Genomic DNA, 9,919 nt, shown 5'->3' with positions numbered 1-9,919 from the left:
CTCCACGCGGGAGTGGAGATATCGGCGCGTCCGGACACTCCCGGTGCACGGACGGCCCTCCGCGCGCCCGCGCGCCCGCGCGCCCGGGCGCCCCGCGTTCTCAGCGCCCCAGCAACGCGAGGATCGCCCGCCCGACGCCGGAGTCGGCGTTGCTGCCCACGGTGTCGAACTCCTCCCGCAGGGTGCGGTGCGCGTCGGCGGTGACGAGCCCGCGGCCGGCCCACCGGAGCATGGCCAGGTCGTTCGGCATGTCGCCGAACGCGACGACGTCCTCGGCGGCGACGCCCACCGACCCGCACACCTCGGCGAGCAAGGCGGCCTTGGTGACCCCGGGGGCGCTCAGTTCGAGCATCCCGAACCGGTCGTGCGTGAGCGAATGGGTGACGACCGCGCGGTCGCCGACGACGGCCTCGGCGTCCGCGATGAGGTCGTCGGAGCACAGCGTCGGGTGGACGACCAGCAGCTTCACCACGGGATTCACCCGATCGAGCAGCTCGTCCAGGCCGGCCTCGATCGTGCCGGGCTCGCGGGCGCCGAGCAGCGGCGTCCCCGACTCGCACCCGAACAGGTCGCCGCGTTCGAGCGCGAACCGCACCCCCGGGATTGCCCGCCGCAGGTCGGCCGCGATCTCGGCGACCGAGCCGGCCGGCATGCCGCGCCGCAGCAGCACCTCGTGCCGCCCGACGTCGTAGAGCATCGCGCCGTTGCTGCAGACCACGAGCGGGTCGGCGTCCGCCAGGTCGTCGAGCACGCCCAACCACCGGACCGGACGCCCCGTCGCGACCACGAACCGGACGCCCGCCTCCCGCGCCTCCAGCACCGCCCGCCGGTTCAGGTCGGTGACGAGCCCGTCGGGGGTGAGAAACGTGCCGTCCAGATCGGACGCGATGACCCGCAGCCCCACGGCGTCACAGCTTGCTGGGCGGGGTCGGCTGGCCGGCCGTCGGCGACCCGGACGCCGAGGTCGGCGACCCGCTCGGCGACCCCGAGGTGGGCGACCCGGTGGTGGGGGAGCCGGTTGTGGGCGACCCCGAGCTCGGCGACCCGGACGTCGGCGACCCCGAGCTCGGCGAGCCGCTCCCGGACGCCGACGTCGGCACCGGGGGCGGCGGCGCCTGCGTCGGCGCGTTCTGGAACATCAGGATCGCGATCAGCAGCGCCAGGCACATCAGCAGCAGCATGAGCAGCCACGACGCGAGGATCGACAGCCACCCCGACCGGTCGTGCCGCCCGGGCCACGGCAGCGGCCACAGCCGCCAGGCGCCGGGGCGGCCCTGCTCGATCCAGTAGTGCCGGTAGTCGGGCCCCGCCGGACGCCCCTGGTTCGGCAGCCACGACAGGTCGATCTCGGCGAGCAGCCGCTCCGCCTCGGACGCCGCCCCCGGCGTCCCGTCGTACGCGAGCGCCACCCACGGCGCCGTCGGGACGCCTTCGGGCCCGGCCGGCGCGTCCTCCTCCGCGCGGAAGCGATGCGCGAGGCGCCCCTCGTCCTGGCCGCGGCCCCCGCGCGCCAGGACCGTGTCGATGTGCATCTTGTTGACCGCGCCCGCCAGGCGGTCGCGCGCGGCGGCGTCGCCCGCCGCGCCCTCCGACAGCATGACGAGCATGGCGGGCGTGTTTCGTTCGTCGTGGGCGAGGAACGCGACCCCGGACGCCGTCGCCGTCAGCCGGGCATCCAGCCAGTAGTCGCCGACCCGGGGCGGGTCGCCGGGCAGCAGGGGCAGCGCGGCGTCGCCGGAGGGCTCGCGGGGGGAGCCGGGCTGCGGCGCGGGGCCGGTCTGCTGCGTCATGGGGACCTTCTCATCCGGGGGCTCGTCGCGGCGCGCGGCGCGTGCCGGACTCGCCCCATTCTGCACGATGCGCCACCGAGGGGTTCACAGGACAAGCGGGTATGGTTTTCGACAGCCCTCGCCCGCGAGGTGTACCGGTCCCCAGTTCAGGAGGATGTGCGTGACGACGCCCAGCCAACCCGACGGCAACGCCCCCCAGCCCGCCACCAGCGATCCGACGGCCCCCGAGACGGCGAGCCGGGGCGACTCGCAGGCGTCCGCGAACGTGCTGGGCGAGGCGATCGCCGAGGTGCAGCGCGTCATCGTCGGTCAGGAGCACATGGTCGAACAGCTCATGGTCGCCCTGCTGGCGAAGGGGCACGCGCTGCTCGAGGGCGTGCCGGGCACGGCGAAGACGCTGGCGGTCCGCACGTTCGCCGACGTGGTCGGCGGCGACTTCTCCCGCATCCAGTTCACGCCCGACCTGGTGCCCTCCGACATCGTCGGCACCCGCATCTACTCCGCGCAGCAGGAGACGTTCGACACCGCCCTCGGGCCGGTGTTCGCCAACTTCGTGCTGGCCGACGAGATCAACCGCGCGCCCGCGAAGGTGCAGTCGGCGATGCTGGAGCTGATGGCCGAGCGCCAGGTGTCGCTGGGCGGCCGCAGCTACCCGGTGCCGAAGCCGTTCATCGTGATCGCGACGCAGAACCCGATCGAGTCCGAGGGCGTGTACCCGCTGCCCGAGGCGCAGCGCGACCGCTTCCTGCTCAAGGTCGACGTGCCCTACCCGCGCGGCAACGAGGAGTTCGAGATCCTCCGCCGCATGAGCGTCCAGCCGCCGGAGGCTCGGCAGATCCTGAACCCCGACGTGGTGTTGCGGCTGCAGGAGCAGGCGTCCCAGGTCTTCGTCCACAATCTGGTCGCCGAGTACGTGGTGCGCCTCGTGCTCGCCACGCGGACGCCGGCCGAGTTCGGGCTGGCCGACCTCGCGCCGATCATCCAGATCGGCGCCTCGCCGCGCGCCACGCTCGGCCTGGTCGCGGCGTCCCGGGCGCTGGCGCTGATCCACGGCCGCGACTACGTGCTGCCGACCGACGTGCAGGCCGTCGCGAAAGACGTGATGGCCCACCGGCTCGTGCTGAGCTTCGACGCGGTGGCCGACAACATCTCGCCGCTGCAGGTCGTCGAGCGCATCGTCGCGATGGTGCCGGCCCCCACGCCGGTCTGGAACGACGCGTCGCGCCAGCAGGCCCGCCAGCAGCACCGCTACACGCCCGAGCCGCCGCGCGGCCCGGCGTCCCAGCAGCCGGCCCAGCCCGCCCAGCCGCCGCAGGGTGCCTACCCGGCGTCCCAGCAGCAGCCCGCTCAGCCGGAACAGCCGCACGGCTCCTACCCGGCCCCGTCGGCGACCTCTCAGCAGGGCCCGCGCGACTTCCCGCCCCCGCAGGGGCGGCCGTACGACGCGGCGCCCCAGCAGGGCGGCCAGCCCTCCGACGAGCGGCATCCCTGATCGGGGGAGGTAGCCAGTGACGAACCCGGTCTCGTTCGCCCCACCGCCCGAGGACGCCTCGATGGGCGCCCTCGCGTCGGTCATGCGCGAGCCCACGTCGGCGACCGTCCCGCTGAGCAAGCTCGCGCCGGAGGCGGCGCTGCGGCGGCTGGAGCTGACGATCGTCCGGCGCATGGAGGGGTTCCTGCACGGCGACCACCGCGGGCTGCTGCCCGGGCCGGGCTCCGAGACGAACGACGCGCGGGTGTACGTGCCTGGGCAGGACGACGTCCGCAAGATGGACTGGGCGGTCACCGCCCGCACCCAGACCCCGCACGTGCGCGACACCATCGCCGACCGCGAGCTCGAGGTCTGGGCGATGCTCGATGTGACCCCCTCGATGAACTGGGGCACCGAGGGCATCACCAAGCGCGACCTCGGCATCGCGGCGGTCGCCACGATCGGCTTCCTGAGCCAGCGGATGGGGGACCGGTTCGGCGGCGTCATCATGCGCCCCGAGAAGCTGATCCGCATCCCCGCCCGATCCGGCCGCATGGCCCTCTACGCGCTGCTGCGCCGGATGCTGACCGAGCCGATCGTCCACGACCGGGCCGTGGGCGACTTCGACCTGACGGCCGGCATCGAGGCCCTGGGCCGCATGCAGCGGCGACGCGGCCTGCGGGTGATCGTCTCCGACTTCCTGTCGCCGGGAGACACCGAGCTCGACCCGAACACCGAACCGCCGTGGGAGCGGGCGCTGCGGCGGCTGGCCGTCCGCAACCAGGTGATCTGCGTCGAGGTGCTCGACCGGCGCGAGGTGGAGTTCCCCGACGTCGGCGACATCCTGATCCGCGACCCCGAGACCGACTTCCAGCGCTACGTGAACACGGCCGACCCGGCCGCGCGCGCCCGGTTCGACGCGGCGTCCGCGGCCCAGCGTGAGCGCATCCGGGTGGCGATCCGACGCGCGGGCGCCGGGCACATCCTGCTGCGCACCGACCGCGACTGGGTGTACGACATCGCCCGGTTCGTCCTGAACTACCGGCGCACGGCGGCGATGCTGCATCAGCCGCCGCAGGGGGTCACGAAGTGACGTTCTTCTCCGAGAACTTCCTCAACCCCGAACGCCTGTGGTGGTGGGCGCTGATCCCACTGCTGGTGCTGCTGTACACCTGGGCGACCCGCCGGAAGAACCGGACCGGCATGCGCTTCACGAACACGTCGGTGCTGAACGCGGTGATCCCGCGGCAGTCGCAGTGGCGCCGGCACCTCGCGGTCGCGATGTCGCTGCTGAGCCTCATCACGCTCGTGGCGGCGTGGGCGCGCCCGAACGGCGTCGAGAAGGTGCCGCGCGAGCGCGCGACGATCGTCATGGTGATCGACGTGTCGCGCTCGATGGAGGCCACCGACGTCAAGCCGAGCAGGCTGGACGCCGCGAAGCAGCTCTCCACGGAGTTCGTCGACGGGTTGCCCCCGCAGTACAACGTGGCGGTCGTCAGCATGTCGGGCAACCCCGCCGTCCGGCTGCCGCCCACGACCGACCGGGCCATGACGACCCGCGCGATCGAGGCGCTGCAGCCGCAGGATTCCACGGCGATGGGCGACGCGATCTACACCGCGCTGGACGCCATCCGCATGGCCCCGCGCGGCGACGACGGCTCGCTCGCTCCCGGCGCGATCGTCATGCTGTCCGACGGGCAGAACCAGACCGGACGCGCCCCCGCGCAGGCCACCGCGCAGGCGGCCAAGGCGAAGGTGCCGATCTACACGATCGCGTACGGCACGGAGAACGGGTCGGTCGACGTCGACGGACGCCGCGAGCGCGTCCCCCCGGACCAGGCGCAGTTGCGGGCGATCTCGCAGGCGACCAGCGGGCGGACGTGGACCGCCGAGAACGCCGGCCAGCTCGACAGCGTCTACCGCAACATCTCCTCGGAGGTCGGCTACGAGGAGGTCAAGAAGGAGGTCACCGCGACCTGGGCCGGGTACGGCCTCGCGTTCGCGGTCGTGGCGGCGCTCGCCGCCGTCTCCCTGGGAGCGAGGTGGCCCTGATGGCCGTGCACACGATGATTCCGCTGCTGGCGTTCATGCGGCCCGAGCGGCTGTGGTTCCTGGCGGTGATCCCGCTGTTGGTGGTCGCGTACCTGGTGCTGCTGCGTCGCCAGCGCACCCGGAGCAGCCGGTTCGGCATCGACAACCTGCAGCGCGTCCTGCCGAAGCAGGCGGCCTGGAAGCGGCACATCGCCGTGGGCGCGGCGATCCTGTCGCTGGCGTCCCTGACGCTCGCGTTCGCGCAGCCGTCCGGGATGGTGAACGTGCCGCGGGAGCGGGCGACCATCGTGGTGACCATCGACGTGTCGCGGTCCATGGAGGCGACCGACGTGGCGCCCAACCGGCTGGACGCGGCGAAGAGTGCGGCGTCCGGCTTCGTCGACATGCTGCCGGCGGGGTTCAACGTGTCGCTCGTGTCATTCGCGGGGACGTCGGCGATCGTGGTGCCGCCGACGACCGACCGCGGCATGGTGAAGCGGGCGATCGAGAACCTGCAGTTGGCTCCGTCGACCGCGATCGGCGAGGGGATCTACAGCTCCCTGGACGCGTTGTCGCTCGTGCCGCCGGACCCGCGGCGTCCGAGCGAGCCGACGCCCGGGGCGATCGTGCTGCTGAGCGACGGGTATACGAACATCGGTCGCTCCTCGGCCCAGGCCGCGCAGGACGCGAAGAAGGTCAACGCGCCGGTCTACACGATCGCCTACGGCACGGCCGACGGGTACGTCGTCAGCGGAGGACGCCGCGAGCGCGTCCCGGTCGACAAGCGCGAGTTGGCGACCGTCGCGAGGGAGTCGGGCGGCGAGGCGTTCAGCGCCGGTTCGGACGCCGAACTGCGGCAGGTCTACCAAGGCATCGCCCGGTCGGTGGGCTACCAGCAGGTCGAGCGCGAGGTGACCGAGCAGTACGCCGGGTACGCGCTCGCGTTCGCGCTGCTGGCGTCCCTCGCGGTGATCTCGCTGGCGGCGCGCTGGCCGTAATTCGCTGGGTGCGGCGGAGTCGACACCGCGTGATGGAGGGTCCGGCCGACCCTGAAGCCTAGGGGGGCGTCAGTCGTCGTCGAAGTCGCCGGCGAGCGCTTTGGCGGCGAGGCGCTCTTCGGTGGCGGTCTCCCAGACCTCTTTGGCCGCGGTGAGGTTCAGCGCGACGATGAACAGCCCCAGCACGATGTCGGGCCACCCGGACAGCGTCAGGTGCGTCACGACGCCCATCGCGATGATCGCGGCGTTGGCGTAGACGTCGTTGCGGGCGGCCAGGAACGCCGCCTTCGTGAGCGAGCCGCCCTCGTGCCGGAACCCCGCCAGCAGCCAGGCGCACACGGCGTTGACGACGATCGCGCCGCCGGCGGTGACGATGAGCGAGAGGACGTCCGGCGGCTCGGGATCGCCGAACTTGGCCACCGCCTGGACGATCGCCGCGATCGCCGGCACGCAGATGATCAGGGCCATCGCCTTGCCGGCCAGCGCCCGCTTCGCCAGTGGCAGCCCGAGGGCGAGGAAGATGAGCAGGTTGACGGCCGTGTCCTCCAGGAAGTCCACCGAGTCGGCGAACAGCGACACCGAGCCGATCGCCAGCGCGACCGCGATCTCGACGAAGAAGTAGGCGAGGTTCAGCGCCGCCACGACCAGCACGGTGCGCTTGAGACGTCGGGTCAGGTCGGGGTCGTCGCCGGTCACGGCGCGAACGTAGCACGCGGCCGTTTTGCCCTGTGGTTGACTCGGACTATGACCGACATCGCCGCGAATCTGGCCGCCATCGACGCTCGCATCGGCGCGGCGTGCGAGCGTGCCGGACGCCGCCGCGACGAGGTCCGGCTGCTGCCGGTCAGCAAGACGCGGCCGGCGTCCGACGTGCTCGCCGCCCAGGCCGCCGGGTACACGCGGTTCGGCGAGAACCGCGTGCAGGAGGCGGAGGCGAAGGCGTCCGAGGTCGCCGAAGCGGGGGGCGTCGGGGTGACGTGGGCCGTGATCGGGCACCTGCAGACCAACAAGGCGAAACAGCTCGTGAGGTTCGCGGACGAGTTTCAGGCCCTCGATTCCGCGAAGGTGGCGGCCGAACTCGACAAGCGTCTGGACGCCGCCGACCGCACCCTGGAGGTGCTCCTGGAGGTGAACACGTCGGGGGAGGAGTCCAAGTTCGGCGTTTCGCCCGCGCACGTCGTCGCGTTCGCGCGCGAGCTGCGCAGTTTCGAGCGGCTGGACGTCCGCGGGCTCATGACGATCGCGACCAACACCTCCGACGCCGACCGGGTGGGCGCCTGCTTCGACGACCTGGCCGGGCTCCGGCAGCGGCTTCGCGACGAGCTCGGCGGGGACTATCCGGAGTTGTCGATGGGCATGTCCGGCGATTTCGAGCTGGCGATCGCGCGAGGCGCGACGTGCGTCCGCATCGGGACGGCCATCTTCGGCGCACGTCCTCCGTTGCCGAAGCGCTGAGCGGGTGGACGCCCCTCGCCCGGGCCCGCCTCGCCCGGGCCCCTCTCACCCGACCTGCGCCCTCGGCCGACCCCTGGAGCCCTTCACCCGGCCGGCTCCCTCGTCTGGCCTGCTCCCTCGCCCGCCCCGCCTCGTTTGTTGCGGATCAGTGCGGCGCGTCGGTTGCCCGGACCACGATTCTGCAGCACTGATGTGCAACAAGGCTGCCGGGCCGGGGGGTATCCGCCTTGGGGCGAGGGGCGAGGGGCGAAGGAGAGGGGCGAAGGAGAGGCGGGCGTCATGGCGTGGGATGAGGGGATGTCCGGTGTCGTCGTCCTGCCTGGGGGGCTGCTGGTGCGGGGTCGGTCAAGGCGGACGCCGGTCCTCGTCGCCCCGGATTGGGGGCTCTACCTCCGTGGCCGGCGTCCATCGCCCACCGCGTGGCCGCACCGGTGGGTGCGTTGGCCAGACTTCGCCCTCCCGCTGGACGCCACCGACGCCCGGGACGCGCTCGTGGAGGCCCGGCGGCGGGCGGCGTCCGAGAGGGTGGAGATCGGGTGCGGGCACGGGCTCGGCCGCACTGGCACGGCGCTGGCGGCTCTGGCGATCCTCGATGGCCTGAACTCGGACGCCGCTGTGGCCTGGGTCAGGGACGCCTACCACCCGCGCGCCATCGATACGCCATGGCAACGGGCGTGGCTGCGCCGGTTCGCGCGTCGTTGACCGAGCTGACGGCGGCGAACCGGGGCACTCCCGGTCGGGGATCGTCAGCGCTGTTCGGGTGAGGTCGGCGGCGCTCGCCTGGTGGCCGGACGCCGGCCCACGGGGGCCTTCGAGCCGCGGGTAGGGCGCGTGTGGCGGATCAGTGTGGCGTGTCGGTTGCCGGGACCACGATCCTGCAGCACTGATGTGCAACAAGCGGGGGCCGAAGGTGACGTCCCCGGCGGCAGCGTCGGTGCGCGACCGGCTCACCCAGCGACGTCTCGCCCGATCACCACCTGCACGCGGGGTCGAGGGCGCTCGCGGTGTCTCGCCCAATCACCACCTGCACGGAGGGTCGAGGGCGCCCGCGGTTGGCCGCGAGGACGTCCGAGATCATGGCGAGAGCGCGCTTCGGATCGCGCTGAATGGTGGTCGGCGTGATCGCGACCACCGGAATGCCCGCGCGGGCGTACGCGTTGTCGTGCTCGACGGTGCGCTGCCATTGGTCGCGGCCCCGGGAGTCCCACCCGTCGTGATGGGCACGGGAGTGGACCTGGACGGCCACGCACTCCGGCTCGAAGAACCCGTCGGGCCGCCCAATGGTTTCGCCGGTCCGAGGGACGAGCAGGAGAGGGTTCGGCACGATGTGGGCGAGGTCGGCCCGGCGTCGGCACCGCTCGATCAGCACCGCTTCGGGCAGTGACCACGCCCCTGCCCGGAAGTCGCCGATGCCTTCGCGCACGTCCGCGAGGGCGTTGCGGCGCGAGGTGACGATCTCGGCGTCCAACTCGTCGAGAGTGACGAGGCCGCGCTGCAGGACGGCGAGCGTCGTCGCCCGCAGATCGGACGGCCGTAGCTCGAGGTAGCGAGCCGCATCGGCCAGGGCGCGCGAGACGCCGGCGACCGGGACGCCGCCCAGGTCGGTGTGAACCGCCGGACGGGTCGTCCGCACCGTGCGGTACGGCCCGCTCGTGCGCGCCCGGGCGTTGGCGGGCACGAGGAACCTGGTCACGCTTGGGTTGCGCTTCAGCGGGACGCCGGCCCGCCGCAGCGCGATGCCCCCTGTCAGCACGGCCTTGGGGCCGGCCCACAAGATGGCCGCGAGCAGGCGATCTTCGGCCGTCAGGCGTCCTCGGTGGCCGGCATAGACGCCTGGCATCACCCGGCGGCCCTTCGTGGCGCCGAGATGCCGGATCGCCGCGTCGGACCAGCCCGCCTCGCGGAGTTGGGCGGTCGTGGCCAGCCCCGGATGGGCGTCGAAGTCGGGAAAGCTCTCCTTCACACCCTCCACGATGGGGATCGGGGCCCGATTCGCGTCACGGATCCGGAACGCATTTCTGCCTGTGACGGATCAGTGGGGCGATCCCGTTGCTCGGGCGACGAACACGCCGCACTGAAGTGTCGCAAGCGTGCGGTGGGGGCGGGCGCGGGCCGGGGGAGAGGGCGGTCGATCCACAGGACGCCCGCGCACCGGCTCAGTCGCCGCGCAGGGA

10 protein-coding genes are annotated in these 9,919 nt (G+C 72.8%); 6 read left to right on the top strand and 4 right to left on the bottom strand.

Features of this window, described 5'->3' with window-relative positions:
• Nucleotides 1-100: 100 nt before the first annotated feature.
• Nucleotides 101-904, bottom strand: coding sequence for an HAD hydrolase family protein (locus WMJ97_RS12800; protein WP_347349382.1), 804 nt, complete (start codon nucleotides 902-904; stop codon nucleotides 101-103).
• A gap of 4 nt (nucleotides 905-908) precedes the next feature.
• A complete protein-coding gene (locus tag WMJ97_RS12795) occupies nucleotides 909-1,790 on the bottom strand; it encodes a hypothetical protein (RefSeq protein WP_347349381.1) in 882 nt (293 codons plus the stop codon).
• 265 nt (nucleotides 1,791-2,055) lie between these two features.
• Between WMJ97_RS12795 and WMJ97_RS12790 the strand changes: the two genes are divergently transcribed.
• The 4 genes from WMJ97_RS12790 (at nucleotide 2,056) to WMJ97_RS12775 (ending at nucleotide 6,290) form a co-directional block, all read left to right on the top strand.
• On the top strand, nucleotides 2,056-3,282 hold the full coding sequence (locus WMJ97_RS12790) for a MoxR family ATPase (protein ID WP_347349386.1): 1,227 nt from the start codon (nucleotides 2,056-2,058) through the stop codon (nucleotides 3,280-3,282).
• A gap of 61 nt (nucleotides 3,283-3,343) precedes the next feature.
• A complete protein-coding gene (locus tag WMJ97_RS12785; protein ID WP_347349385.1) occupies nucleotides 3,344-4,354 on the top strand; it encodes a DUF58 domain-containing protein in 1,011 nt (336 codons plus the stop codon).
• Entirely contained in the window at nucleotides 4,351-5,313 is a 963-nt protein-coding gene (locus WMJ97_RS12780) for a VWA domain-containing protein (protein WP_347349380.1), read from the top strand. The genes WMJ97_RS12785 and WMJ97_RS12780 overlap by 4 nt, the downstream gene beginning before the upstream one ends.
• Nucleotides 5,314-5,327: 14 nt before the next feature.
• Entirely contained in the window at nucleotides 5,328-6,290 is a 963-nt protein-coding gene (locus tag WMJ97_RS12775; RefSeq protein ID WP_347349384.1) for a VWA domain-containing protein, read from the top strand.
• Between the two features lie 69 nt (nucleotides 6,291-6,359).
• Here WMJ97_RS12775 and WMJ97_RS12770 read toward each other — a convergent pair whose 3' ends face one another.
• Nucleotides 6,360-6,986, bottom strand: a complete 627-nt coding sequence (locus tag WMJ97_RS12770; protein WP_347349379.1) for a cation transporter — start codon at nucleotides 6,984-6,986, stop codon at nucleotides 6,360-6,362.
• A gap of 48 nt (nucleotides 6,987-7,034) precedes the next feature.
• On the opposite strand from WMJ97_RS12770, the gene WMJ97_RS12765 reads away from it, so the two are divergent.
• Together WMJ97_RS12765 and WMJ97_RS12760 are read left to right on the top strand one after the other, a co-directional pair.
• Nucleotides 7,035-7,745, top strand: a complete 711-nt coding sequence (locus WMJ97_RS12765) for a YggS family pyridoxal phosphate-dependent enzyme (protein WP_347349378.1) — start codon at nucleotides 7,035-7,037, stop codon at nucleotides 7,743-7,745.
• 333 nt (nucleotides 7,746-8,078) lie between these two features.
• Complete coding sequence (locus WMJ97_RS12760; RefSeq protein WP_347349383.1) at nucleotides 8,079-8,447, top strand: protein-tyrosine phosphatase family protein; 369 nt, start codon at nucleotides 8,079-8,081, stop codon at nucleotides 8,445-8,447.
• Between the two features lie 268 nt (nucleotides 8,448-8,715).
• Here the strand turns inward: WMJ97_RS12760 and WMJ97_RS12755 are convergent, their stop codons facing one another.
• Complete coding sequence (locus WMJ97_RS12755) at nucleotides 8,716-9,708, bottom strand: hypothetical protein (protein WP_347349377.1); 993 nt, start codon at nucleotides 9,706-9,708, stop codon at nucleotides 8,716-8,718.
• Nucleotides 9,709-9,919 lie beyond the last annotated feature (211 nt).

Source organism: Nigerium sp., from assembly GCF_039811905.1.
Taxonomy (GTDB): Bacteria; Actinomycetota; Actinomycetes; order Propionibacteriales; family Propionibacteriaceae; genus Propioniciclava.
Note: the sequence above shows the minus strand (reverse complement) of the source record. Positions and strands in the feature narration are given on the sequence as shown.